Consider the following 25,444-nt stretch of genomic DNA (forward strand, 5'->3'; position numbering starts at 1 on the left):
GAGTGGGGAGGCCGTATCATTTTCGGATACACGAGTAAATCGTTCGGGGCCAAGCCAGGGAGCACCAATGGAGATTGTTGAACTTGGTGAGACTGCCGTCATCGGAATCGAAGTTGTCGCTGACTTCGGCCAGCTACGCTCCGAGATGCCTGCGGCCTGGCGCGAGCTGTTTTTCCGTCAAGACGAGCTGCCCGCCTCAGGCACAGGCGTCTTCGTCGAGGCCAGCAACCATTTAGGCGACGGCCGTTACCGCGAAACTATTGGAGCAGTAGCTGTCGTCGCCGAAGTTCCAGTGCCTGATGGTATGGCGGTAGCTCTCCTTCCCGGTGGAAGATTCGTCCACCACCGGCATGACGGTTCGGAGGCAACCATCGCAGGCGGTTTCCAGACCATTTATGACTGGGCTGCAGAGCAGGGATTAACTCTCGGGAACCGCAAACTCGATGTTGGATACACGTCCGACGGTGTTCAACAACCGCACGAACTGTACGTCGACATTCTCATCTGACGGCCTCCCCCCTTCACGACAGAATCAGGCTCTACCCGGTCAAACCGCCGTGCAATGCCAGTGATCCGCGAAGCTGTCGCAGTCGTCGGGATGCGGCAGCCTCGTCTACTTGTTGAGAGAAGGAATCGGTGACAGGTCATCTTTCCCGTTTGGCACAAAATCAGCGAGCTCGGCAGTTCAAGTAGTCCGCCCGAGATCTCTCCCGTTGATCGTTCCCATCTGAAATTTTTGACAGGTGTCTGGTGGATGCTCAATGACCTCGCCGCCGCCATGTATGGCGGGGCAGCCTCTCTCATCGGGTTTGAAGCCCTCGCGCCGATTCTCGGTTTCACCACCGCTTGGCCGATTGCCATCCCTATCGTTGTCGGGTTACTTTCGCTGCTCTTCTTCGCCCGCCGATTCCTCGTCCGATACTGGCGGCTGATCCTGCCGCCCAGTCTGCAAGCAAAAAATCGCGGACAAGATTTTGACGCGAAGCGTCGTTAATCTGAAGATGTGCGTTTTTCCGTGAGTCGGCGCCAGTATGCCGTCCAGTAGGGGGTTCGCCTCACGGGCTGCTTGTTGCCCTCCCTCGCGGCCGCATAAGCGACTCGCAAGTGCCCGAAGCAAGCACCGTGTCGTATGCTCGCGGTAAGACAGCCGCTTATCCGTGAATCGAGGAGTGATTGATATGGAGTTTGGTTCTCTGTTTTGGTGGAACTTTTGGGTGGTCGTTCAGGTTCTCGTCCTTGTCGCGATAGTCGTGGTTCTGGCGTTATTCATTCGCTGGGGAAGGCGCAAAAGCGCGATTCTTGATTCGAGTAGAAACGCGGACAATGAAGGACATGCTGCCGCCGGAAGGTAGCCCACGTGCACGGTGGCGATGAAAGACTAGGCAGTCTGGCTCTGCCCTCAGCGGGCTGGACCGCGGACGGCGCATTTTCGCTCTTCCCCGTTGGGGTCCAATGCTCCCCCTATCACGAGCGGGCATGAAGTCCTTATTAAACATACCCAAATCAGCGTGTGGAACAGGGGAATCACGTGCACGCGATCCTCGCAGCCCTAGGCGTTGCGCTCTTTCTGACCGCCCGGCTGGCCACTCGACGGTCCTGGCACGAATCCTTCTCAAGAATCAGACCCGGACCGTCCCGTTGAGGGTTCCCCTGTGACGCGTCGTCAGCTCCGCCGGTGGTCGGGTCGAGTGGCCCCCGATCTGTGGCGCTTGACGTCCGGTCACGGGCGTCAGCTGACGATGAAAGCAACATCGGCGGTGGAGGTTAGCTGAGCCGTATGAGTCGGTTGCGCTTGCTTGAGTTCAAAGCGGAGGGTGTAGGGCGGTGGCAGCGACAGTGCGGCCGGATCGATAGCGGCAGCAATAGTTACGATGGCTTCTTTCAGCTCTGTGGTTACCACTATTTCGGGAGTGCGACCTGCATTAGGCGGTCAGGTCGGGAAACACGAATTCAAGGAGCAGCGGCGCGAGTGGAATGTCCAGTCCAGTTCGGTCGTGGCGTTGGGATCTACCCATCGCAGCTCAACAATTTCCACCGGCGCTACCGGCGCTACCGGCGCTATGACGCCATCGCTGCGATAGACGGTCGCGTCGACGATCGTGTCCAGCTCGTTTGCTGCGGCGGCACTCCAGCTGCCGAGCAGGTCGAGGTCTTCCTTCGCGACCGTCACGCCCCGCTCCTCATAAACTCCCGGAGAGCGGCCGCACCAGGAGTTTCCCGGGGCTCGGATTTGCCGACGTCGGCTGCACAAGACGAAAAGCCGGCGCACCTTTCTCGGCATTCGTGAGCGGCCGCAGGTCCTAGGCCTGTGCCGCGATCTTGCCGTCTGGGCGACGACGTCCACAACGTGCTTCAGCGGGCTAGAGCGTGTACTACCTGCTGCTTTCTTCTCCTTGTAGAGCGGCTAGCGCGGCGAGAAGACGTTCATCGGCTTGATCAGCAACGTTCTGTATCCCCGGGGAATTGCTGAGCTGGACCATGGTTTGTGGGTTGATAGCTTGCACCGTGGTGGTATTCGCTGATGGGCTGCGTCGGATAACGACGTTACACGGAAGCAGTAATCCCATGTCGGGCTCCGCGGTGAGTGCTTGTTCGGCGAGGGCCGGGTTGCACGCGCCCAAGATCAGGTAATCGCCGAGTGACTGTGCGCTTTCCACGCCGAGTTTCGTTTCGAAGGTCGCGTGGACGTCGATTTCGGTCAGAACGCCGAATCCCTGGTTGGCGAGTTCTTCCCGCACTCTGGCGACAGCTTCTTCGTAGGGCAGCGAGACGGTGATGGTGTGTGCGTAGTTCATTGGTATCCCTCGGTCAATTTTCGTGAATTGATGGTTGCGGTTGGTGTTAGTTTGCGGTGATGATTCCCATCATTCCGCTGTCTTCGTGGTCGAGGATGTGGCAGTGGTACACGGTGCGTCCGCTGAAGTCGTCAAACGCGATACGCACGCGCACGGTGCTGCGTGCCGGAATGTTCACGACGTCCTGCCACATTATGGTGTCGACCCGCCGGCCTGACTGTTCAACGATCTGCATCGGCCACACGTGCAGGTGCATGGGGTGATCAAGCGGGCTGGTATTTGTTAGCAACCATTCCTCCACGCTGCCGAATTGCGCGGTCGTGTCGATCCGGGTGGCGTCGAACACCTGGCCGTTGATCGTGGCTGACATCATGCCGCCGCCCATGTCGTTGCTTGTGTTCCCGGCCATTCCTCCGCCCATATTCCCGCCCATTCCCATCGCGAAAATGAGCTCGCGTCGGGCGGTTACGGTAGCCGTGCGTAGGTCACGTGGAACGGGCTGGACGGGTGTGGCGGCGACTGGGGCGACGTCGTCACCGGTCACGATAAATGTGGCAAGCGCGACGTCGTCGGCTGAGGCTGAGGTTCCGCCTCCCATCATCATTCCGCCGGAACTACCTCGGTCGTAGGTGTGGGCACGCAGTACGGAGGTGCCGGCTGTGGCCGTGACGAGAAGGTCGGCCCGGTTCCCGGGGGCCAACACGACCTCGGAGACTTCGTGCGCGGCTTCGAAACGTCCGGAGTCGATTCCGAGAAGGGACATCTGCTGCCCGTCGAGGCGCAGCCGCAGGTAACGGGACACGCAGGCATTGACGATGCGCCATCGTTCCCGTTCGCCCGGGCGGGCATTCATCCTGGGGGTGACTTGCCCATTGACTAGGACGAAGTCTCCCTCGCGTCCGGACATTTTCTCCATCGCTGTGGCCGCTGGAATTGTTCCCGCGGAATCGAGAGTGATGTCGGAAATGACGAGCACGCGTTCCCGGCTGGCCGGAATAGGGTCGGGGTCTTCTACGATAATGGCGCCGTAGAGCCCACCGAATACTTGATCGGCCACGAAACCGTGGTGGTGCGGGTGATACCAGTACACGCCCGGCGGGTGATTGGCGGGCAATTCGTACTGGTAATCGAAAGAGTCGCCGGCTGCGACGGTGACGAACATGTTGTCGCTATTGTTCTCGGGCGAGACGTGGAGTCCGTGCACATGCAGGTTGCTCGGGTCTGCCAGCCCATTGCGAAGGCTCACGCTGAGGGTATCTCCCGCTCTAACGCGCAGTGTGGGGCCGGGCACGCCACCGTTGTAACTGAGCGCACGCACATCACGGCCAGCGATGCTGACCTGCTGAGGCGACGACTCCAGGGACACGGTCAGGATTCCGGCGGAGCTGCGAAGCTCATCGGGCTGAACGAGGGCGACACCAGGCGCAGCTTCCAACGCTGCGTGTCTCCGTGATTCTTGATTCACGACGAAGCCGGTCCCGCCGATGGCCACCCCGCCAATTCCGACGCCGCCAAGAATGAGAGCGTTTCGGCGGCTGATATCAACCATCATCGTCCTTCGCCGAGCACCTGTATCTGTTCGCGGTACTGCTCTGTCGTGAGTTCCCCGCGAGCAAATCGCTCGTCGAGGATCTTCCGCCCGCTGCTGAGATCAGACGGCGCTGAGGAGGATGGTGACGAGAGGCCACGCTCCCCATTCTTGGTAGATAGGCGGATGATGACGTACACAAGAATTGCGATGCCGGCCATAGCCAGTAGTCCGAAGCCCCAGGACCACCCCATAATTCCGTTGTCCCACATCATGATGCGATTCCTTCCGTGATTCGTAAACAGCTCACTATACCTCTAGGGGTATATAATCTGGCTGGATGTCAGCCGCACACATTCAGATTGACTTGACGATCTGTGATGGGGTCGCCAGGCTAACGCACGTAGGAGAACAGTCCGATCATGCCGCGTTCAGCGTGGTAGGCGTTGTGGCAGTGGGCAATCCACTGTCCGGGGTTGTCGGCGTCGAATTCGAAGGTGACCGTTTCTTTCGGGCGAACAATTACAGTGTCTTTGCGTGCGCCGTTGTTGCTCAGTTGGAAGCTGTGTCCGTGCAGGTGCATGGGATGCCACATGGTGGTGTCGTTCACCATCTTGACCTGGACGCGTTCATCCAGAGTGATATCAAAGGCGCCCGCAAACGGCTTCTTCATGTCGAAGCGGCGTCCATTGATGCTCCAGTCGTACTTTCCCATGCTGCCCGTTAGACGCATCGTGTGGATGCGATCGGGCTTTTTGGAGGTGAGCAGCACGGAATCATCTGCGGTAAGACGGCCTCCGTCCGTGACTATGCCGTTCAAGGTCGACGGAAGCACGGCAGCGGCGGGGGCGGTGCCGCTGCCAGTGCTAATGAGGCCGTAAGCGCGGCCATCCTTCCCCTCGGGGATGGCCAAAAGTGGAGTGTATCCGTCTTGAACGGTGAGGATGGCATCGATGCGTTCGCCCATACCGAGGACAACCGCGTCGACATCCTCGTGGTGCACTGGGAACCCGTCCGTGTGCGTCAGGGTTATCTTCTGCCCCGGCACACCGACCCGGTAGGCGGTGTCTCCGGCCGCATTGATAATGCGCAAACGGATACGGTTGCCCGGCCGGCTCTGGAATACTTCAGCATCCTGCGCGGCACGACCATTGAACAGATGGGCGGGTATTCTTACGTCCCCGGCGTCTCCGCCGAGGTAGGAGCTGGTGGCGCCCATCAGCATGTGCGTCATTGGCATATCCATTCCGGACATATCCATTCCGGACATGTCCATACCCATGGATAGTTCGGCCAGAACGTCCTCGGGTGTGCCGGTGATGCCGTCGAGCCAGTCGTCGAGCACGATGACCCATTCTTGGTCGTACAGCAAGGGCTCGCGGGGGTCCTCAATGATGAGCGCGCCGGAGAGGCCGCGTTCGCGTTGCATGTCGACGTGTGAGTGATACCAATAGGTGCCGGGCTGGTTGAGCCGAAATTGATAGTCAAAGTTCGCACCCGGTTTGATCGCGGGTTGGGTCACAACAGGTACGCCGTCGGCGTCATTGTGCAGGGCCAGGCCGTGCCAGTGCACACTTGTCGATTCGGTGAGCGTATTGGTGACCGGGACCTTGAGCGTGTCCCCGGTCTTCGCGCGGATGACGGGACCGTTAAGTGCGCCGTTGTATCCCCAGGTACTCAGCGCAATACCGGCGACGGACGTGTCAAACACCCCGGCGCTAAGCTTCTGCGTGACCGTCGTCCCGTTCGAGGGGCGAGCGTCTTCATATTGTGAAACCAGTGGATCAGTTGGCAAGATGCGATCAACCCTCCCTGCTGCGGGGGATGTCGACGGGGCGCAGGATGCCAGTGCTGCTGTGGCTGCGGTGGCCAGGGAGGCGCCGAGGAATGTGCGACGCGTAAGAGGCGAATTCATTAAGTTTCCTTTAATCTATGAGTCGGACGTCGGCCCGATGGCCGGTGTCGTTCGGAGTTGCGCGGGTCAGCTAGCCAGTGGAGCAACGCTCGGCCTGCATCGTTGCTTACCTCGATGCTCGAGGCCGTCGTCGCATGGGACCAGATCGGGTGCGCGCGCAGCCGGATTCTAAAGGGGTTCCACTGTGCCGCTCTAAAACGGAGCGAGGAGCCAGGGAAAAACGGCGATTTCAGCCGTAGGCCAGGGCGTGGCAAAGTTCCGCTGCCACGTACTGGCGCGGAACCGCATCAGGATCTAAACGCGACTGATGGAAAGAAGGGTAAGGCTGGGACGGTGAATCGGTAAGGCAATGCTTCGCCATGCCCCCAGAATGACGAATCTGGCATCGAGTAGTCGTCGATATACGTCCGGAAGCCGAGTCAGGAAGATCAGGGCGACAAGGGTGAGCAGCAGCACGCACGTCATCATGAGCAGCGCGCAATCGAGCATTCCATCGAGGCTGCTAGAGAAGATCGAAGCGACAACGGGTGCGGCCACGACAGCCGCCATGCCCATGACGGCTACCTCTTGACCGGCTACTGCTGACGCAGCGGGAGCCGGTGTGTACATGGTATGCCCGCTGGCCTCGGAATGGAAAGCGAAAACTGCAAGAAGCAGTGCGGCCAGAGCAAGCAGCGAGACGAAAGGCGACAGCGAGACGGATGCAACTACCCGCCGTGCGGCGCGATCCACGGTCATGTCACCTTCTGCTCTGTCTACAGCCCAAGAAAGGACTGCCAATGTCATCTTTCGCAGGATACCGCACAGACAGCGGCGATTCCTGAAGGCCGATTTGGTGATCGGAGCGGCGGCGCGGCATCCGTGCGGGTGAAGTGAGATTGGCAGAGGCCGGGTCAGGGCCAATCCTTGGAAGTCGTGGCGAGCAGTGATGCAAGAATTTTATGCTCGAAACTATTTCTGAGAATTAGGTTTCCACCAGTTCGCTCCCGAGCTAACCTCAAGTAAGAAATAGGCCGTGTTGCTTCCACTATTTGAAACCGTCGTTGTCTATCGCCAGCATGAAGGAATTGAAAATGGCGGCACTGAGAGGCGTCACAAAGACCAACCTGGACAAGCAAGGATTTGGAGGTCTCGATGATGACGCCAAATCCTGTTACGCATGGCCCCTGCGATTTACACCGGCAGTGGGCACCGTCTTAATCGTTGTCGGATTGGTTTTGCAGTCGCCTATTTTTCTTGGAGTGGGAGCAATCGTTCCTCTCACCGGGGCTCTGTTCCCCCGCGGCATGATTCTTGATCTGGTTTATAACTTGGGCATCCGCCATTTGTTTGATGCTCCGGCGCTCCCCCCGACGCCGAGTCCACGACGGTTTTCCTACTTGCTGTCCACCGTGCTAATTGCGGGTTCGGCCTTGTCCTTCTACTACGGATTGTCAGCTCTGGGCTTTGTGCTGGGAGGAATGGTCGTTCTCGGAGGAATAATCCTCACCACCACCCATTGGTGTCTCGGATCGTGGTTTTACAGACTAATTTTCGCGCGTCGAGCGGCAAGGTAGGGGCCCCGAGAAGACGCGGCACATTGTGCAGACGAGTACGTAAAAGGACATCGTCATCGAACGCCACGTGATTTTGCTAGCGGATGTGACTTTTTCATACTGCCGAGAGATGACGGATCACAGGAAAATCATGAACTTCACCTCCGGCTAAGGACACATGAGTAGGTCCCGATTCGAACCGGATGGGCGGGGCTGTGCTGGGAAGTAGATGAAGGTGCAGGGCTTCACGGTTGAGATCAACGTCGATGCGGTGCCCGCGGTAGGCGAACTGAAAGGACACGCTTGCAAGCCGTGCCGGAAGTCGTGGCGCGAAGCTGATCCGCTTCGAATCGAATTGCAGGCCGGCGAAGGACCGTGCGACAAGGTCCACGGTGCCCGCCATTGCTCCAAGATGGATACCTTCACGGGTGGTTCCTCCCTGAGTGTCGTCCAAATCGGCGATGAGTGCTTCACGAAATAGCGACCACGACCGGGATTCGTCAAGTTGGGCCAAGACGGAGGCGCTCACCACTCGACTGAGGGTGGAGCCGTTCGACGTGCGCTCAAGGTAGTAGGTGACAGTGCGAGCGAGGTCTACTTGGGACAATGGGTAGCCGAGTCGGGCGAGCTGCTGCCTCAGGCCTTCCTCGCCAAGTAGGTAGACGAGCATCATGACGTCGGGTTGTTTTGCCAGTTTGTACCGGTTGGTGCTGTCGTTCTCGGCCTCGAGAATGAGGTCGAGCCGGCCGATGTTTCCGCACCGATCTCGGTAACTGGTCCAGTCGAATTCGAGCAGAGTCTCGTATCCGTCGAACTGGCTCAGGATCCCGTCGGCGTGGATCGAAACCGCCAAGCTCCGTCCGAGCCGTGACCAGAGAGCGAGTTCCGTGTCGTCTATACGCAGACGGTCGACGACATCCGCGCGGGCGTGCCCGGTCAACCTGTTCAATATCTCTCCGGCCCGATCGCATATCCAGGCGACCATGACGTTCGTGTACGTGTTGTCACGTAGTCCTTTGCCCGGGGAATCGGGGTAGCCGTCGTAGTATTCATCGGGTCCCATGACGCCGGAAATGTGGAAACGATCGTCCGCCGGATCATGTACGGCGGACGCAGCGAAGAAGCGTGTTACTTCGATGATGAGCTCGGCACCTCGGTCGGCGAGCCAGTCATAGTCGGCGGTGACTTGAAAGTGCTGCCAGGCGTTGAAAGCGACTGCCAGCCCCACATGCCACTGACGGCGTGAGTTGTCGGGCATCCACCGCGACGACTGATGGTTGTACAGCTGGGTCGGTGTCTCCTCCTGACCATCGCTACCGCTCTGCAAGGGAAATAATGCTCCTGGCCGGCCTATCGCGTGCGCCGCCGTGCGGGCCGCGTCCAGTCGATGCCACCGGTAGTCCAGGAGGGCGCGCGCCACGTTCGGTAGCCTCAGGTCGAGCACGGGCAGCACGAATAGTTCGTCCCAGAAGACATGGCCTCGGTATCCCTCGCCGTGGAGACCCCTGGCAGGTACACCGGCATCCAGGTCAGCCGTGTGCGGGGACAGGGTCTGCAGCAGATGAAAGATATGAAGGTTTAAGACAAGTTGGCTGCGCGGGTCAGCTTCAAGGGTCGTCCCAAACCGCTGCCAGAGTCGCTGCCAGGCCGCCTCATCGCGTTGGCGCGCGCCCGCGGTGTCTGCCGCGTGGTCGCGAAGTCGCCCCACGGCGGCAACACCGGGCGAGGCGATTGCGGGATCGCGGGACGTATACGTTGCAGCGGTCTTGGTCAGAGTTGCTCGTTTTCCGTCCACCAAAGACAATTCGATCTCGTTGCGGTACCGGCGTCCGATTCTGGCACCCGTGTTGTCCCAAGTGCCAACCGCACCAGCAAGGTGAAGGTGGACGGCCGTCGCGATCCGTACCTCGCTGTTCCCGGTCTGGACCTCACACAGAGTGATGTCGCCCGAGGCGGTAAACTTCGGCGGAGCCAGATGGGTGGTGTCCGCCCCGCCGGAGGCCGCGACGTTGGTATTGCGCACGCCCGCATCGATGCCGGTTCGGAGGGTGATCGGTCCGCTCCACCCGAGCGGAACGAGTGTGGTCTCCAAGACCGCCAGATGTGCGTCGTCCATCGAGACGAAGGAACGCTGGAGAACGGTCAGTCGATGGTTTTGTGGTCCTACCAGTGTGACGTGACGGGTCGATACGCCGACGCGAAGATCGAGGTCCCGTCGTTCGTCGAGCGTCTGGATCGTGCCGGCCCCAGGGGGTAAAAGATATCGCCGCGGTACGCAACGACCGCGGCGGAGCGAAAGGGGTATTCGAATATGTGCAACACGAACACAAACGACCTCGGCCTGATCGACGCATCCTGCTCTTGTGGTAGCCACGCACACGAGTCTGTGGGTGCGGCTGTTACCGACGTCGGACTTATGTCGCACACGTACGAGGTTTCAGGGATGACCTGCGGTCACTGCGTGTTTAGCGTGACCGAAGAGGTCAGCCGTGTTGATGGAGTCAAAAACGTTGATGTTCAGCTCATCGTGGGTGGAGCATCACGGGTTACCGTTTCGAGTACCGATGCGCTTGATCACGAGGCAGTAGCTGCAGCGATCGATGAGGCAGGCTACGCGTTGATGTCTGTACCCAGAAAGGCGGTGTCGAAATGAGTGGAGAAGTAGCGGTGAGCGGTGAGCAGGTTGTTCTCGACGTTGGTGGTATGACCTGTGCGTCGTGCGCGGCGCGGATTGAGAAGAAGCTCAATCGAGTGCCCGGTGTGGAGGCTTCGGTGAACTATTCGACCGAGAAGGCGAGTGTGTTCGTGCCGTTGGGGACGAGTGTCGCGGATGCGATTGCGACAATCGAGGCGACGGGTTACACGGCTGTGCTCCCTCGATCGGTCGTCAGTGACGAGCCCCATTCTGAGGAGCCCACGGATGCTGATCGTGAGGTGTCGGCTGTTGGCGTTCTGGCTGGTCCTCGTTGTCGTGCTCTGGAACCAACAACGTCGATATCCGACTGGCGCTTCATTCCGTGACCTCGTTCGTCTTGTTCCTGACGTCGCTTGGTTACTGAAAGGCCTCAGTTTGGATAAGACCGTATCGGTTGGTGTCCGAATCTGGATCGCTGTCCTCTTGGTCTATCTGATATCACCGATTGACTTGATTCCGGACTTTATTCCGGTCCGCGGCTTCGCAGACGATGCCATCGTTGTTGCGTTAGCTTTCCGATTCGCCACTCGGCGAGCAGGCAGCGATGCCGTTCGACGCCACTGGCCCGGAACTTCTGAAGGTTTAGCAGCTGTTCTGCTTCTGGCAAGGTTGAATTCACCCTCATAGATTTTCTCCTGGTATTCCCGCCGCCGACATTATTCTCGCCGTCATCGTCAGTTGGTCGACCGTCGCGTCAGGCTGTCACGGCCGGTGATTCGCTGTCGCGAATGGGTGCTGACGGCGTCCATACGCGGGCGGCAGTAAGCGCTGCTGCCGTTCCCAGCACGGCCAGCACGATGGCTGTCGGGGCGAGGCCGAGCAGGGCGCCGAGTACTCCGGCCAGGGGATAGGTCACAATGAAGCAGGCGTGGGATAGCGAGAACTGCGCGGCAAAGACCGCGGGCCGAGTGGTCTCGTCGGAGGAACGGCGCAGCAAGCGGGCCGATGGGGTAAGGATCAGCGCGGTGGCGGCGCCAAGAACGAACCAGATCACGAGCAGACCAGACCAAGTCACGGCTGTCGCCGGAGCGAGGACAACGAGGGCCAGGGCGACGAGCCCGATAGGTAGAACGGCGCAGCCGAGCAGCATGACGCGCCGGTCGGCGAAGCGGTCGAGCACCCGTGGTAACGCCAGTGCGACCAGCATCGACCCGAATCCGTAACACGCGAGGGCGATCGCAAAGTCGGACTGGGCGCGACCAAAGTGGCTCTGCACGAGCACGACGGTGTTCACGATGACCATGCCGGTCGAGGCGGCGACGACCATATTCATCGCGAGCAGGGCCCGCAATTCCGGTGTGCGCCCAAAGACGCGGGCGCCGCGGGTGAGGCGCTCCCAAAAGGGCGCTGGAACAGATGCTCGGTGGGCCGGTAATGTTGCCGAGAGCACGAGCAGGGCGGAGCCGACGAATCCGACCACGGTTCCCACGAACAGGGAATGGTAGCTGATCACGGTCAACAGTGCGGCCGCCAGAATCGGGCTCAGCAATGATTCAAGGTCATACGCCAGTCGGGAAAGCGACAAGGCCCGGGTGTACTCACTTTCCTCCGGCAGAACCTCCGGAATCAGAGCTTGAAATGCCGGGGTGAAGGTTGCCGAGGCAGCTTGCAGCACGAAGATGAGTACATAAATCTGCCAGGCCTCGGTGACGAATGGTAGCGAAAGTGCGACGATCGCCCGGAGCACGTCCGCTGAAACGAGCAGGGTCTTTCGCGGCACGTGGGCGGTGAGTGCGGAGATCACCGGGGCGATACCGACGTAGGCGAGCATCTTGATGGTCAGTGCGATGCCGAGCACGATGCCGGCGTCGCCGCCGGCCAAATCGAACGCGAGCAGGCCCAGGGCCACGGTGAGCATTCCGGTACCTATGAGTGCCACGATCTGCGCGCTGAACAGTTGGCGATAGGTTCGGTTGCGCAGGACCTCAAGCATGTCGGATCTCGTCCGGGGCAGTCGCCACCTGTTCTAGCGCGCGGTTCGGAGTTCGGGCCTGACCCCAGGCCTTTGTGCGCAGTAGTCGCAGACCGTTGAGGGCGACGATCACGGTGGAACCTTCGTGGCCGGCCACGGCGAGGGGGAGGGGCAGCGTCGAGATGAGGTCCCAAGTGACGAGTACGGCTATGAACGTCCCCGCGATGACGAGGTTGGCCACGACAAACTGGTGCGCCGTCCGCGAGAGTTCGATGACGCTTGGGATCGCAGCGAGTTCGTCACGAATGATGACGGCGTCGGCGGTCTCGAGCGCGAGGTCAGAGCCGTGGCGTCCCATCGCGATGCCGACGCTGGCCGACGCGAGGGCGGGGGCGTCGTTGACGCCGTCACCGACGATCAGCACCGGGATACCGTCGCCCTCGAGCCTCCGGACGATGGCCGCTTTGTCTTCGGGGAGCAGGCGGGAGTGCACGTCGGTAATACCAGTGTGGGCCGCGATATCGGCCGCGGTGCGCTGGTTATCGCCGGTGAGTAGGTGGACTGGGTATTGGGTGATGGCCGCAGTGCGAGCGACCGCTATTGCGGCGTCCGGGCGGAGCGCGTCCTGCAAGGTCAGGGTCCCCGTGAGTTGGCCGTCGACTCGTACTTCGACGACCGTTCCGATCGTGTCGGCGCGCTCGTCACGCGCTTGAACGACACGCACGACTTGTCCGTCGACAATGCCTTGGACGCCCTGGCCGGGAATGGCCCGAAAATCACGCGCCGGGGTCACCGTTGTTTCGGCAGCGCGCACGACGGCGCGACCTAGGGGGTGCTCGCTGTGGTGCTCGACCGCAGCGGCGAGATTTAAGACCGCCTGTGCGCTGCGCCCAGTGGCGGGGGTGACCTCGACGAGGACAGGAGCACCTTCGGTGAGGGTGCCGGTCTTGTCGAAGGCCACCAGCTGAGTGCGCCCCATCGCCTCCATCACGGTGGCGGACTTGACGAGGATGCCGTGGCGAGCGGCGTTGGCGATCGCAGCCAGCAGCGGAGGCATCGTTGACAGGACGACCGCGCACGGTGAGGCAACGATCATGAACGTAATCGCGCGCAGGAGTGCGTCGCGAAAGTCCTCGCCGAATAGCAACGGTATGGCGAAAACGAACAGGGTTGCGAGGACCACGCCAAGCGAGTAACGCTGCTCGACCTTCTCTACGAAAAGCGCACGGATCGACTTCGTCTCGGATGCTTCGGCAACCAAAGAGACCATCCGGGCAATGACCGATTCGCTTGCCGGACTCGTGATCTGCACGGTCAGGGCGCCCGTCCCGTTGACAGTGCCAGAGAGCACCTTGTGACCGGGCTCGCGGCGCACGGGAACTGACTCTCCGGTCATGGCGGCCTGGTCCACCTCGCTGATGCCCTCGACGACGATGCCGTCGCCTCCGATCCGCTCGCCGGGACGGACGAGGATGAGGTCCCCGATACGGAGCTCTGCCGTGTCGACGATGACGAGGTCGTCGCCGGTCGCCGATCGGGTGAGGCGGCTGGCTTGTTCGGGCGCCAGGGAGAGCAGGCTGCTGACTGAGTCGGCCGTCCTCTGGGTGACGAGGGCTTCGATCGCTCCGCTCGTGGCGAAGATGACGATGAGAAGAGCGCCGTCAAAGACTTGCCCGATGGATGCTGCGGCGATCGCGGCGACGATCATCAGCAGATCCACGTCGAGTACCCTGGCGCGCAGGGCTGAGATCCCGGCCCACGCTGGCTCCCAGCCACCAGCGAGGTAGCACGCGAGATAGATCGCCCACCAAACGGGCGCGGGTGCGCCGGCGAGTTGCAGGGGCCAGGCGATAAGAAACAGCAGCAGCGCGAGGCCGGCCCAGCGCACCTCGGGTAGGCGGCTGCCCGTGCGGAAGATCGATGGTGGCTTCGCGAGGACGCGGCCGCCCGTTCGGATTGGCGCGTGCAAGAGGGTGTTCGTCATGCGCTGGTAGCCTCTGCGCCTGTCGATGCAAGGTCGGCGTGGTGGTGGCGAGGCGTGCCTCCGAGGCTGTGCTCGGCTTGGAAGATCGCGTCGCGGACCAGCTGCGCGGCATGCTCGTTTTCGAGGCGATAAAAGATGCGCGTGCCCTCTTGACGCGTAGAGACGATGCGGGCCAGGCGCATTTTCGCCAGGTGCTGCGACACCGACGCGGGAGTCTTGTCGACGATGTCGGCCAGATGATTCACCGACAGCTCTCCCGCGTTTCGAAGCGCGACAATCAGACGTACCCGGGTGGCATCCGCCAGCATAGAGAAGATCTCTACGGCCAGTTCAACGAAGTCACTCTCGGGAAGACGACCACATATCCGCTTATCTGCATCCATACGCAAATAATAGCAGACAAGTTTCTTGACTTTTTGAAACTACTACGTGGCGGGACAGCTTCTGAAACCAGATTGAACGACGCAGGTGGGCGGCGATAAGGCTTGCATGGGGCCTGGATTTCGCGTCACCCGCAGAAGTCGGCGCATTCAGTGGGCAAGGGGAGAGCCGGCAATTGAGAGGATGCCGCCGGCGACGATGCCGAGAACAAGTACGGATGCTGCTCCCGTGACGGCGGAGCCAGCTGCCCAGCGGCGTCGCACAGGTGCTGCGGCAGCGGCAGGTGACGAAGTCGACGGGGAAACCGGAAGTGCGACAGCGCGGGAAAACGTTGGTGCCAGCCAGCGCAGGTAGTAAAACAGGCTCGCCACGCTATTGATCACGGCGATGATCACGAGCCAGACGAGGCTGCCGTCCCAGGCGGCGGCAAGCGTGGTGAGTTTGCCGATGAAGACGATGGTCGGGGGTGTTCCGACGAGGCCGAGCAGGCTCACGATGAGGGCGCCGGCAAGCCAGGGGTGTGTCCTGGCCGCCCCGCGATAGTCGGTGATGGTGCGGCGAGAGGGCAGTGCCGCTACCACGGCGAAGGCGGTGAGGTTGGTGGCGGCGTAACCTGCGAGATAGAGGAGCAGCGATGGCAGGGCGAGGTCACTGCGCCCGGCGACCGCGACCGGCAGCATGAGGTAGCCGACCTGGCTCACGGTCGACCAGCCGAGCAGCCGGCGAACGTCGTCTTGCCAGAATGCGGCCAGGTTTCCGAGCGTCATGCTGGCAGCGGCGAGAAGCCCGACCAACAGTGGCCAGTCGATGCTTGCCGGGATGATGTCGAGCAGCCGGTAGGCCGCAATGAGAGCGCCGACCTTCGGAACGGTGGTGAGGAAGGCTGCGACAGCCGTTCCGGCTGCCTGTGTCGCGTCCGGAATCCAGAAGTGTCCCGGTACGCCGCCAGCCTTGAACATCAGGCCTCCGAGCACTGCGACGACCCCCACGGCCACGGCGGCAGCCGGAGCATCGACCAGAGCGGGGCCCAGCTGACGGTACGAGGTGCCTCCGCCGACTCCGAAGAGCACGGTGACGCCCAGCATCATCATGATTCCGAGCAGCGCGCCGAGCAGATACGTTTTCATAGCCGCCTCGGCGGCACCAGGGGAACGACTCATTCCGATCAGAGCATATAACGGGATCGAGGTGAGCAGGTACCCGGTTATGAGGATGAGGAGGTCGCTCGCGCCGGAGAGGAGCATGGCGCCGAGGGCGGCGAGCAGTAGCAGGGCGTACGTTTCGCTTTCCCGCCGCGTACCGCTGAGCTCCTCGATTCCGAGCACGATGACGAAGATTGTTGCCAGGGCAATGATGATTCGACCGAAACTGGCCCCGACGTCCACGGCGAAGCTCGCCTCGAAAATCGTCGTCGACGGCTGCGCCATCCCGACCGCGGCGGCGATGGCACTCGCCATCAGCGCCAGAATGGCGATCCACCGAGTCGCTAACTGATGCTTCCGAGGGAGGAATGACCCGGCGAGGAGCGCGACGATCGCCCCGCCGAGAACGCAGACTTCCGGCAGAAGGGTGAGCGTGTCCACCGCTACGTTCACGGGCAGCTACCGGCCGACCAGGTTGACGACGACGGATGCCGCGGGCTCGATGACATCGAGGAGAAACCGGGGGAACACCCCGATGACCACCGAGAGAACCAACAGCGAGCCGATGGAGAGTGTCTCGGTTGTGTTCAGGTCGCTAAACCCGGTGGATAACCCACGCGTTTTGCCCGTGAGCAGGCGCTGCGACGCGAGGAGAAACAGCGCCGCGGTTATCAGGATGCCAGGGAGTGCGAGCAGGCTCAGCGGTACGGTTCCAATGCTGCCGGCGAAAATCTGGAATTCGGCGATGAACCCGCTGAAGCCGGGCAGTCCGAGGGACGCGAATGCGGCGGTGGCGAAGAATGCCGCGTACCGGGGTGCCGGTGCCGCGAGCCCGCCGAAAGCGTTGAGATCGTAGCTTTGCCGTCGTTCGTAGAGCACGCCAGCGAGGAGGAAAAGTGCGCTGGTGATCAGGCCGTGGCTGACCATCTGCACGACAGCACCGGTGACGGCGAGCTGTTGCGCCTGGGCGGAGGTGTTGCTGACGACGCCAGCGGCGCCGACGGCCAGAACGATGTAGCCCATGTGGTTGACCGAGGTGTAAGCAATCATCCGTTTAACGTCGGTCTGGGCCAGGGCAACAAGTGCGCCATAGAGCACTGACACGATGCCGACGACGACGATGATCCAGGCCCAGGATCGCCAGGCGTCGGGAAGTAGAGGCATAGCGATGCGCACGAAACCGTAGGTGCCCATTTTCAGGAGCACGCCGGCCAGCACAGCCGAGCCGATGGCGGGGGCATCGGTGTGAGCCGGCGGTAGCCAGGTGTGGAACGGAAACGTGGGTGTCTTGATCGCGAGGCCGATGAGGATGGCGGCGAGCACGAAGCCCCCCGCAACGGGGTTGTCCTGGAAGGGAGCAGACCGGGCGAGCTCGACCATATCGAAGGTGTGCGGGTCGGCGCCAAGATACAAGCCGATGAAACCGAGCAGCAGGGCCAGGGACCCGAGGAACGTGTACAGGAAGAACTTTAGGGCCGAGCGCGCGGCGTTGCCATGGCCCCAGCCGGCGATGACGAAGTACATGCCGACCAGTGACAGGTCAAAGAAGACGAAGAACAAGATCAGGTCCTGCGCGGCGAACACGCCGAGGCAGGCCGACTGGAGAAACAGGAAGAGAGCGGCCTGCGGCCTGGGTCGGTCGTTCTCCCTGAGGGCATAGACCGCGCAGGCGGCGAAGATCACGGCGGTGAGAGTGAGCAACGGCAGGGACAGACCGTCCACTCCGAGGTGGTAACTACTGCCAACACTCGGCATCCACTGCAGCCGCTCCTCGTACGCGAGTGCACCCGGTTTTGGGCTGTCAAAGCCGATCCACATTCCCACCAGCAGCGCCAGATCGATAAGAGCGATTCCCAGCCAGGCCCACCGGGCGGCCCGGTCGGAAACCCGGGGCACGACAACGAGGATCACGGCGGTCAGTACCGGCAGGAAGACGACAAGACTGAGCATGGATTACCTCACAACGGGAAGCAGGAGAACGAGAAGAAGGATGACGGCGACAGCGAGAACGACGGTGATTTGCGCGTAGTACTGATGCAGTTGGCCCGTTTGGGGACGCCGGGCGATCACGCCGAACCGGCGCGCGGTGTCGGCGATAGCCTCGACTGCCGCATCCACACCGTCGGTGTCTGCCCGGGCAGCTGCGGAACCGGTGACGATACTGCCGCGCGCCGCCGCAGTCGCTCCCGCATCGAGCCCGTGGTCATCGAACCAGCTGAGTCGACCGGCCCCGCGCACCGCTGCACGCGCCGCAGTGTGGATTCCGCGATCAAGGACTGCGTCATCGAAACGGGCGAGCCGTTGGCTCACAAGAAGCACCGGGACAACTATCACGACCCGGGTCATCCGCTCGAGCCCCAACCAGTTCGTCGCCCAGGAAGGCTGAGGCGTCCGCTTCCAGGCCACCAAACCGAGCACGAGGAGTGCCAGAATGGCCGAGCCGACTAGCTCGAGCGGGCCGGGCCGCGGATCTGATTCTGCTCCAAGCACACCCCGTACCAAGTCGCCGACCGGCGGCAGGGTGAGCACCCCCAGGAGCGCCGCGCCCGCCGCCAGGACGATAAGTGGTACCCGTTCCCAGGGGCCGATGTGCCGCGTGCCGCGCTGCTCGGTGTCGTACTCGTCGCGGGCATTCGCTAGCGGGTGGCTCCAGACGATGATGAGAGCCTTGCCCGCATATGCCGCGGCGAGTGCGGCGGCGGCCAAGCCAACGAGATACAGGGCCGGGCTGGTTTCCAGGGCGCCGGCCAGCAGCTGATCCTTCGTTGCCCACAGAGCCAGGGGCGCTATTCCGGCTAGGGACAGGGCGCCGACGGCGAACGTCACCCCGACCAGCGGCCAGCGGCGGGCGGCGCCCCGGAGCGCTGGCAGTTGCTTGGTACCGAGCGCCGCGAGCCAGGCGCCTGCCGCGAGGAACAGGAGCGCTTTCGTTGAAGCGTGGGCGATGAGGTGGGTCGTCCCGCCCGCCACCGAACCGACGCCGGCAGCCAGCACCACGAAACCGAGCTGCGCTGCAGTGGATGCCGCTAGGAGCTGTTTGAGGTCGTGCTGGGCGACGGCGACCGCGCCCAGCAGCAGAGCGGTCAGGGCCCCCACCCACGCTGTGGTCGTCGCAGCCCAACCGGTGACCTCCAGCAGCGGAGCGAGTCGCAGCAGGAGGTAGCCACCCATCGCCACCATCGCCGCCGAATGTAGGAGGGCGCTGACCGGGCTTGGGCCTTCCATCGCCCGGGAGAGCCAGAAGCTGAAGGGCAGTTGGGCTGCCTTGCCGAATGCGGCCATCAAAATTCCCGCGGCGATGAGGTGACGCCACGGGGACGGAGCCGCAGCCAGGTCAGCGAGCCCCATCCCGGCACCGCCCGCCAAGGCTGCCCCGGCCGCAAGGTAGAGGCCGAGGTCGCCCAGCCGTGTCGTGATGAACGCGGTCAGCCCGGCGGAGACTCGATTGTCCTCCCGCCAGCGGAAGCCAATCAGCGCGTAGGACATGGCGCCCATGATCTCCCAAGCGAACAGCAGAGCGGGAATCGTGGTGGCGGTCGCCGTCACCGCAACGGCCGCCGCAAAGATGAGCATCAGCCCATGGAAGCGCGCCGGCGATTCCGTTCCCTCAGCGGCTGCAAAGGCCAGAATTATGAGCGTGATAACCGCGACCGTCGGCACGATCAGGGCCGAGAGTCCGTCGACGGCGAGTCCGAACGTGGCTCCGGCCACGAATGGGACTTCGATGGACGGGCGGACGGAGGCTACGACGAACGCCGATGCCACGGTGAGACCAGCGGTGCCAATCGACACCGGAACGGCGGCCGCGTTCGCACGTCGTCCCGTGACGCAGAGTGCGATTCCCGCAAGAGCGGGCAGACCGATCAGAAGCCATAGTGCCGTCACGCCCCATGCGCTCACTGCTGCGGCGCTCATCCGGCGAGGTCCGTTGCCGAGTCGGTCATGTCTGATCCCCGGGAACGATGCAGGAGGGTGGCAACGGCGAACCCCATCGCCATTTCCACGGTCATCGCCGTGATCACCACGAGCAGGAGAACCTGTCCGTCCGGGACCGGAGTCAGGAACCACCAGAATGCGGCGACAGCGAGGATGACGCCGTTGAGCATGAGTTCCAGCCCCATCATCACCATGACGACGACTTGCTGGGAGAGCGCGCCGTAGAGCCCGACGCAGAACAGTGCGGCGGCGGCGATCAGCACGAGCTGCAGGGTCATCGCCCCAACCCTCCCTGCTGCGGGTCATCGGGCGTTGGCCGATTCAGCTCGTCGCCCCACCGGTCGTAGCGGCCCCTGGGGTTCGCGAGCACGAGGGCAGCGACGATCGTGGCGAACAGAATCGGACTCACGGTGAGCATCACGAGCATCTTGGATCCCATGATTGCCTCGCCGAGGGACGCGGTCAGGTCGGCGGCCGGCGAACCGGTGCGGGCAGCCCAAGGAATGAGCAGTGCGCCACCGGCCAGCAAGAGGAAGGTTCCAACAGCTAGGATCGCCGACCACCGTTTGTTATGCACCATGCTCATTGGCATGAGGGCAGGGTTCATCCCCATGAACATGATCATGTAGATCGCCATGATGGCCATCTCCATCACCATCATGAGAATCGTAATGACGCCGATGTAGTCGAGATCGAACATCAGCAACATCACTCCGACGGCGACGAACGACACAGCCAGGGCGTAGGTTGCCCGCGCCATCGAATCGACGCGGAAGACGGCGATTCCCGAGGCGAGCGCGATGACCGCCAGCGCGGAGAAAACAATGACCGACAGCATGCTCAGCCCCTCACCGCGACAACGATCGAGACAACGAGCGTCTGCAGCAGAACGGCCGGCAGCACGATTATCCAGGCAACTTCAGCGAGGCGCTCGGGACGCACGGCCGGCAGACGATGCCGCAGGGTGACGAACGCCGCAAGCAACAGCAGGGTTTTCACCAGCGTCCACAGCCAGCCCGGCAACAGCGGTCCGGCCCCACCGCCGAAAAAGAGGGCAACGGCGAAAGCCGCGCCCGTCGTGAGCAGAGCGTAGCGTCCGGCGAGAATCAGCAGCCGGTCCACGCCGGATACCTCAGTCAGGATCCCGCCCGCGATGTCTGCGCTCGCGGACGTCGCAAACGGCCCCCAGTTGGAAAAGGCGACGACGCTCAGGCAGAAGACGACGAAGGCGATCGGCATCCAGACGATGAACCACAGCTCCTGTTGCGCGGCAACCACATCGCTCACCCGCAGACTGTGTGCTGCGACGGCCGGGGTCACCAGCGCGAACATCAGCGGCAACTCATAAGAGACGGCCTGAGCGAGAAATCGGTAGCCGCCCACCAGCGCGTGGGCGCTGTTCGCACCCCAGCCAATCAGCCATACGAGTGCCCACACGAACACGTCCATCGTGTTGAACCAGACAACCCCGACCGGGATATCGGCCAGGACCCACGGACCCACCGGGATCACCGCCGTCTTCAGCACCGCGGTCACCACGAGGCCGGCGCAGCCGATGCGCCAGAGCAGAACATCGGCCGCGACGGTCGTGCGGCGTCTCTGTCGCATCAGTCGGGCGGTCTCAAGCACCGGGATCACCGCTCCAGACCGGAATGACCTGCCCTCGGCCCGGGCGACGAGGATCCCATTGAGTGCAGCTCCGGCCAGGGCAAGAAGACCGAGCACAACCGGAGCAAGCAGGGCCCAGCCAGGATTTACCTCGACGATGTCATTCATGTTTTGTCACTCATGTGCGCGACTGTGGAGTCTGAGCGACGGGGGCCGTCTCGATTGCCAGAGCGGCAATGATGAGCCGCGCGGTCGCGATATCCGTGCCGTTGAGCAGTCGCGGGATCTCGCCCAGCCGGCTGCGCTGCAACGCCAGGGGGTCCTGCAGCTCGTACGCTCCTTCAGCCTTGTCGTCTCGGGCAGTGCGTCGCGCCTCCTCGAGCCAGCCGATGAGGCGGCCTCGCACCGTCTCGGATCCGCTCTGCCCCATCCCGTCATCCGCGTGGGCGAGACATTCGCCGACCGTAATGCCTTTCAGTGTCCAGCGCAGAGTCCAGGAGCGGGCGACGCTCCGCGCAAGCTTGTCGAGGTCGGCTGTCACGTCGAGCAGTGCCGTGCCCGACGCCACGGCGTCGCGAATCCTCCGGGCGCGGCCTGCCGCGAACGACCACCCGGCCAGGGCAAGCACCGACGCCGCAGCATCAGAACGACGGATGACCGCCCGTCGTCGTTCGTCGTCCGCCAACGGGCGACGATCATCCGGGACAAGGCCGTCACCACTCGGTTGCGCCGCAGGAAGGATTTCTGCCTTGGCGCTGACGATCACATCACCTTGGAGCACGCAGCGCACAACGAGACCGGCTGGCCAGTGGGGGAGCACCGGGCCAAGGGGAACGTGAAGCACATCCATTTCGAGGCCGTCGCGATCGGGTCCGCCATTCGCCAGAGGAATCCCTCCCGGCTTCGGCATGTCCATGTCCATGTCCATGTCCATGTCAGGCTCGGTCGATTCGCTGCTGCTACCGTGCGCTGCATGCTCGGTGTGCGCGATCTCGTCACGTGGTTCTGCCGGCCGGCGCGAGCGGGTTCGCGCATCGCTTTGTTGACTCGCCTCATCGAGGAGCTCATCCACGGCACGGTCTAGAGTCGAGGCGACATCGCTTGCGGTGATCACCGCCGCGCGTACCCGTGGACCGGGAAGCTGTGACCAGAGGCGGGCGCACACGGACTCGAGTTCCTGTCCCGGTTCCCCGCAGACCAGCAGAACGTCGGCATCCGCCGGGGATATCGCCGGCGCCCAACCCCGACGGGCTAGTTCCGCCTCAACGCGCATTCGGGTCTCACCCCAGCCGGGAACTTCCAGCACCAGCACGTGCACTCTGCGGGTGGCGTGTCCCGCCATACTGCTTCTTAGATCCACCGCAGCGCACCCTCTCGCCAGGCCCAGACGACACCGACCATGAGCACACCGAGAAAGACAAACATCTCCACGACGGCGCCGATGCCGTCTTTCGCCACGACCAGTGCCCATGGGTACATGAAGAGCATTTCCACGTCAAAGGCCAGAAAAAGCAGGGTCAACGGGTACCACCTAGCGTGGTACCTGGACAGCGCATGTTCCTCCGGCTCCCAGCCGGAAAGGAACGGCAACCGCTCAAGTGGGTCGGGGGCCACCGCGGTGTACCGCGCCACCAGGTAGAGGCCGCCCACTGTCAGCAGCGCGACTGCGAGAAGGACGGCAATGCTGATGTAGGTGGACACGCGCCTCCCTCTCACCACTCCTGGGCCTCATAGCCTTTTTAGATCGATGTGTTCTCAACCTAGTCCGAGTGAGCTGATGCGGATATTTCGGACAGTAATCCATCCAAAAATGCGAAAGGTGAAAGCATGGAGCCCGTTATCGGGACTTCGATGCTCAGTACCTTCCACAATGCCGAAAGCGGGTTGCTGTTCATTATTGAACCGGCCGCCACGGAAGAGCGCTGTTAGCAGTAGGGGCTGCAGGAGGAGTGGCCGCCATCGAAGGCACCGTTCTTGTCGAACAGGCCGATCGTCGAGCCGAGGACGTCGAGGATGCAGTAATACTTGGAGCCGCCGCCGAAGCGCGTGCTGACCGCGTTGCTGCCACCGGTACCGGTGTTGTTGCGTTGCGCGCCGCCGGTGAACGTTTCGCGAGCGAGATCAAAAGTGAACGAGGTGAAGGCGGCGGTCAAGCTGTCGCAGGTAGCAGCTCGGTGTTGCCTTGATCGCATCCGGAATAGATGGCTCGAATTCAAACGCCTGTCGTATGGGCGAATTGCCATACTGTAACCAACCGGGGTCACACTCAGGACGGTGACGATGAACACACCACCCAGCGGGATGTAACTGTCACGCAACGAACTGGCGTGTGGTTCGACAACCGTATGGGAGCTCCGTGACTGCGCTGAGCCCGGTCCACGATAATCGTGGTGTGGCAGGTACTCGACTCGGGGGCTCTGCACGCGCTGGTCGAGGCTGCTTGCCCGCGCGTGGCGTCAGACTGGGGCAACGCGAGCAGAGAATGCTGCCTCGACCTCGCGCCGCTTGGCGACGTCGACGAACTGCACAAAGTCCTCGTCACGATCACCGATGACGACGTCTTCCACCGTGTCGGCAGGCAATTCACCTGGCCAAGCAGTCTGCCGCGTAGGCCGGTCGCGTTCCAGCCGCGTCCCCGAGATCGCGACCCAGTCGCGAAGCCGCTGGCGGGCATCGGCGAAGTCACGGTGCCAGCCGAGTGGGGCGGAGCCGTGTTGGTCGGGGTCGTAGGCGCCGAGCCAGTGCAGGTGCAGCGCGGAGAGCTCTCAGACGAGTTCGGGGTGCCGATGCCAGAACGGCGGCACGACGGATGCTGGCAGACCGTAGGTGCGCCGCAGCCAGTTCACCCAGCGGTTGAGTTCGATCCATTCGGCCTCGGCGTCGTCGGCGCTGAGGAGGTTGCGTATCCACACAGGCAATGGAACCACCCGGCTCCTGCCGATATTACCAACCTGATGGCCGGTATGCCGGCGCTAAAGTACTGCAGGAACATTACGAAGTGCGCGTTCGTTGTCGTCAAAGATCATCCCCATTCTCTTATACGACTTCAGCGTCACTTGGCGGCCTACGACCGTAAGCGTCGGATTTGATTTGGTGAGCGTACTTTCTAGTCGGTGGATTTCAGCGAGGTCACGGAGCCAATAGATGGTCATCAGGTTCCATTTCGGACTTACAACAGTGTGGCTGCCTCGCGCTCCAGTCAACCGAGCAGCACCGGCCGCGGCCTCGCGCAGAAAATTCGGGTCCACTTGACAAAAGAGGCCAACCGAAACCGGCCACCCTACAACGGCGTGGGCCGATTCGGCCCGGAGCTGAATCTTGTCCGAGCTGAGAAGCTTGCTGACATCTCGACTGGCGGATGCCTCACTCACGCCCAGTTCGTGGGCGATGTCCGTTACGGAGCGGCGTGCGTCGTGCTGCAGGATCACCGCGATTTGTTCTTCCCTGACTGTTAGACCTGGAACTGTTGTCCTCCGCTGGATGACGGTCTGTCGCAGTGCTGTTTGTTGTATCAACGAAAGAGATCCAGAAACCCATCCGTGGGCAGTGTGGAAGACTTCGGTCGCGATGTTGTGTTCAACGCTCAGAATGCCAGGGTGTCTCCAGATCTGATGATTCATGAAGTCGTGGAGAGACGCGATGTCGGGCATGTCCACGAGGACCCGGAGATCAGCATCGCCCGAAACGGCAGATACAGTGAGGCAGGCTTGCAGCTCGCAGAGTGCCCTCGCCAGTTCATCAGCGAAACCCGGCCGACAACGAATGTTCAGATGATCTTGAACGGTGAGTGCGAGATACCCTCGCACGCAGAGTGTCCATGCGAGCCCGAGACGATTCAAACGGTCCCACCGCCGTCGTACCGTTTTGGCATCACTTCCAATGGCGTCACTGACGGCTGTCCATGATGCCCTTGGGTTAATGCTCAAGCTGTCGACAATTGCAATATCAAACTCATCTGGAACGTAAGAATCCGGCACGTATACCCCAATTTGTGCAATCAATCGGCACTATTA

27 protein-coding genes and 1 pseudogene are annotated in these 25,444 nt (G+C 62.1%); 6 read left to right on the forward strand and 22 right to left on the reverse strand.

Annotation, left to right across the window (positions count from 1 at the left end):
- Positions 1 to 67 precede the first annotated feature (67 nt).
- A complete protein-coding gene (locus CJ028_RS17555) occupies positions 68 to 508 on the forward strand; it encodes a GyrI-like domain-containing protein (RefSeq protein ID WP_105036497.1) in 441 nt (146 codons plus the stop codon).
- A gap of 246 nt (positions 509 to 754) precedes the next feature.
- Complete coding sequence (locus CJ028_RS17560) at positions 755 to 994, forward strand: hypothetical protein (RefSeq protein ID WP_105036498.1); 240 nt, start codon at positions 755 to 757, stop codon at positions 992 to 994.
- A 735-nt stretch (positions 995 to 1,729) separates the two neighbouring features.
- Here CJ028_RS17560 and CJ028_RS21025 read toward each other — a convergent pair.
- The 7 genes from CJ028_RS21025 to CJ028_RS17590 all read right to left on the reverse strand — a co-directional run bounded on the left by CJ028_RS21025 (position 1,730) and on the right by CJ028_RS17590 (position 6,976).
- Positions 1,730 to 1,900 carry a hypothetical protein gene (locus tag CJ028_RS21025; RefSeq protein ID WP_161499016.1) on the reverse strand — a complete coding sequence of 57 codons (171 nt, stop codon included), beginning with the start codon at positions 1,898 to 1,900 and terminating at the stop codon, positions 1,730 to 1,732.
- A 30-nt stretch (positions 1,901 to 1,930) separates the two neighbouring features.
- Complete coding sequence (locus CJ028_RS17565; RefSeq protein WP_105036499.1) at positions 1,931 to 2,170, reverse strand: NUDIX hydrolase; 240 nt, start codon at positions 2,168 to 2,170, stop codon at positions 1,931 to 1,933.
- Positions 2,171 to 2,372: 202 nt separating this feature from the next.
- Complete coding sequence (locus CJ028_RS17570; protein WP_105036500.1) at positions 2,373 to 2,795, reverse strand: DUF302 domain-containing protein; 423 nt, start codon at positions 2,793 to 2,795, stop codon at positions 2,373 to 2,375.
- 46 nt (positions 2,796 to 2,841) lie between these two features.
- Positions 2,842 to 4,344, reverse strand: coding sequence for a multicopper oxidase family protein (locus tag CJ028_RS17575; RefSeq protein WP_105036501.1), 1,503 nt, complete (start codon positions 4,342 to 4,344; stop codon positions 2,842 to 2,844).
- Complete coding sequence (locus tag CJ028_RS17580; protein WP_105036502.1) at positions 4,344 to 4,598, reverse strand: SHOCT domain-containing protein; 255 nt, start codon at positions 4,596 to 4,598, stop codon at positions 4,344 to 4,346. Before CJ028_RS17580 ends, CJ028_RS17575 begins: the two co-directional genes overlap by 1 nt.
- A gap of 119 nt (positions 4,599 to 4,717) precedes the next feature.
- The gene (locus tag CJ028_RS17585) at positions 4,718 to 6,034 is read right to left on the reverse strand and encodes a multicopper oxidase family protein (RefSeq protein ID WP_338064150.1); all 1,317 of its coding nucleotides are present in this window, start codon (positions 6,032 to 6,034) and stop codon (positions 4,718 to 4,720) included.
- 498 nt (positions 6,035 to 6,532) lie between these two features.
- Positions 6,533 to 6,976 (reverse strand): hypothetical protein, encoded by a 444-nt coding sequence (locus CJ028_RS17590; RefSeq protein WP_105036504.1) that lies wholly within the window; start codon positions 6,974 to 6,976, stop codon positions 6,533 to 6,535.
- A gap of 320 nt (positions 6,977 to 7,296) precedes the next feature.
- Between CJ028_RS17590 and CJ028_RS17595 the strand changes: the two genes are divergently transcribed.
- Positions 7,297 to 7,794, forward strand: a complete 498-nt coding sequence (locus CJ028_RS17595) for a DUF4395 family protein (protein ID WP_105036505.1) — start codon at positions 7,297 to 7,299, stop codon at positions 7,792 to 7,794.
- Between the two features lie 94 nt (positions 7,795 to 7,888).
- On the opposite strand, the gene CJ028_RS17600 is transcribed toward CJ028_RS17595, so the two are convergent.
- On the reverse strand, positions 7,889 to 10,198 hold the full coding sequence (locus CJ028_RS17600; RefSeq protein ID WP_105036506.1) for a glycosyl hydrolase family 65 domain-containing protein: 2,310 nt from the start codon (positions 10,196 to 10,198) through the stop codon (positions 7,889 to 7,891).
- On the opposite strand from CJ028_RS17600, the gene CJ028_RS21555 reads away from it, so the two are divergent.
- From CJ028_RS21555 to CJ028_RS17615, 3 genes are read left to right on the forward strand one after another with little or no spacing between them, the layout of a single operon-like run.
- Positions 10,190 to 10,426, forward strand: coding sequence for a heavy-metal-associated domain-containing protein (locus CJ028_RS21555; RefSeq protein WP_276309402.1), 237 nt, complete (start codon positions 10,190 to 10,192; stop codon positions 10,424 to 10,426). The genes CJ028_RS17600 and CJ028_RS21555 overlap by 9 nt on opposite strands.
- Positions 10,423 to 10,794: a cation transporter gene (locus tag CJ028_RS22110; protein WP_105036507.1), complete on the forward strand. Its 372-nt coding sequence runs from the start codon at positions 10,423 to 10,425 to the stop codon at positions 10,792 to 10,794. The genes CJ028_RS21555 and CJ028_RS22110 overlap by 4 nt, the downstream gene beginning before the upstream one ends.
- On the forward strand, positions 10,694 to 11,095 hold the full coding sequence (locus CJ028_RS17615) for a YkvA family protein (protein ID WP_105036508.1): 402 nt from the start codon (positions 10,694 to 10,696) through the stop codon (positions 11,093 to 11,095). The genes CJ028_RS22110 and CJ028_RS17615 overlap by 101 nt, the downstream gene beginning before the upstream one ends.
- A gap of 67 nt (positions 11,096 to 11,162) precedes the next feature.
- Here the strand turns inward: CJ028_RS17615 and CJ028_RS17620 are convergent, their stop codons facing one another.
- From CJ028_RS17620 to CJ028_RS17685, 14 genes and pseudogenes are all read right to left on the reverse strand, one after another.
- On the reverse strand, positions 11,163 to 12,401 hold the full coding sequence (locus CJ028_RS17620) for an MFS transporter (protein WP_105036509.1): 1,239 nt from the start codon (positions 12,399 to 12,401) through the stop codon (positions 11,163 to 11,165).
- Positions 12,394 to 14,364 (reverse strand): heavy metal translocating P-type ATPase, encoded by a 1,971-nt coding sequence (locus CJ028_RS17625; protein ID WP_105036510.1) that lies wholly within the window; start codon positions 14,362 to 14,364, stop codon positions 12,394 to 12,396. Before CJ028_RS17625 ends, CJ028_RS17620 begins: the two co-directional genes overlap by 8 nt.
- Complete coding sequence (locus tag CJ028_RS17630; protein ID WP_105036511.1) at positions 14,361 to 14,747, reverse strand: ArsR/SmtB family transcription factor; 387 nt, start codon at positions 14,745 to 14,747, stop codon at positions 14,361 to 14,363. Before CJ028_RS17630 ends, CJ028_RS17625 begins: the two co-directional genes overlap by 4 nt.
- 147 nt (positions 14,748 to 14,894) lie before the next feature.
- Positions 14,895 to 16,328 (reverse strand): NADH-quinone oxidoreductase subunit N, encoded by a 1,434-nt coding sequence (locus CJ028_RS17635; RefSeq protein WP_105036512.1) that lies wholly within the window; start codon positions 16,326 to 16,328, stop codon positions 14,895 to 14,897.
- An 18-nt stretch (positions 16,329 to 16,346) separates the two neighbouring features.
- Complete coding sequence (locus tag CJ028_RS17640) at positions 16,347 to 17,837, reverse strand: complex I subunit 4 family protein (protein WP_105036513.1); 1,491 nt, start codon at positions 17,835 to 17,837, stop codon at positions 16,347 to 16,349.
- Positions 17,838 to 17,840: 3 nt separating this feature from the next.
- Positions 17,841 to 19,802: a proton-conducting transporter transmembrane domain-containing protein gene (locus tag CJ028_RS17645; RefSeq protein WP_105036514.1), complete on the reverse strand. Its 1,962-nt coding sequence runs from the start codon at positions 19,800 to 19,802 to the stop codon at positions 17,841 to 17,843.
- Positions 19,799 to 20,101 (reverse strand): NADH-quinone oxidoreductase subunit NuoK, encoded by a 303-nt coding sequence (gene nuoK, locus CJ028_RS17650; protein ID WP_105036515.1) that lies wholly within the window; start codon positions 20,099 to 20,101, stop codon positions 19,799 to 19,801. The genes CJ028_RS17645 and nuoK overlap by 4 nt, the downstream gene beginning before the upstream one ends.
- The gene (locus CJ028_RS17655; RefSeq protein WP_105036516.1) at positions 20,098 to 20,661 is read right to left on the reverse strand and encodes an NADH-quinone oxidoreductase subunit J; all 564 of its coding nucleotides are present in this window, start codon (positions 20,659 to 20,661) and stop codon (positions 20,098 to 20,100) included. The genes nuoK and CJ028_RS17655 overlap by 4 nt, the downstream gene beginning before the upstream one ends.
- A gap of 2 nt (positions 20,662 to 20,663) precedes the next feature.
- Positions 20,664 to 21,599, reverse strand: a complete 936-nt coding sequence (locus tag CJ028_RS17660; protein ID WP_105036517.1) for a complex I subunit 1 family protein — start codon at positions 21,597 to 21,599, stop codon at positions 20,664 to 20,666.
- Between the two features lie 10 nt (positions 21,600 to 21,609).
- Complete coding sequence (locus tag CJ028_RS17665; protein ID WP_105036518.1) at positions 21,610 to 22,773, reverse strand: hypothetical protein; 1,164 nt, start codon at positions 22,771 to 22,773, stop codon at positions 21,610 to 21,612.
- An 8-nt stretch (positions 22,774 to 22,781) separates the two neighbouring features.
- Entirely contained in the window at positions 22,782 to 23,132 is a 351-nt protein-coding gene (locus CJ028_RS17670) for an NADH-quinone oxidoreductase subunit A (protein ID WP_105036519.1), read from the reverse strand.
- Between the two features lie 224 nt (positions 23,133 to 23,356).
- Entirely contained in the window at positions 23,357 to 23,584 is a 228-nt protein-coding gene (locus CJ028_RS17675; RefSeq protein WP_105036520.1) for a hypothetical protein, read from the reverse strand.
- Between the two features lie 303 nt (positions 23,585 to 23,887).
- Positions 23,888 to 24,373, reverse strand: a pseudogene (locus tag CJ028_RS17680) (hypothetical protein).
- Positions 24,374 to 24,403: 30 nt separating this feature from the next.
- Positions 24,404 to 25,432 carry an Lrp/AsnC family transcriptional regulator gene (locus tag CJ028_RS17685; protein ID WP_105036521.1) on the reverse strand — a complete coding sequence of 343 codons (1,029 nt, stop codon included), beginning with the start codon at positions 25,430 to 25,432 and terminating at the stop codon, positions 24,404 to 24,406.
- Positions 25,433 to 25,444 lie beyond the last annotated feature (12 nt).

The sequence above is a fragment of the Cryobacterium aureum genome (assembly GCF_002954245.1).
Taxonomy (GTDB): domain Bacteria; phylum Actinomycetota; class Actinomycetes; order Actinomycetales; family Microbacteriaceae; genus Cryobacterium; species Cryobacterium aureum.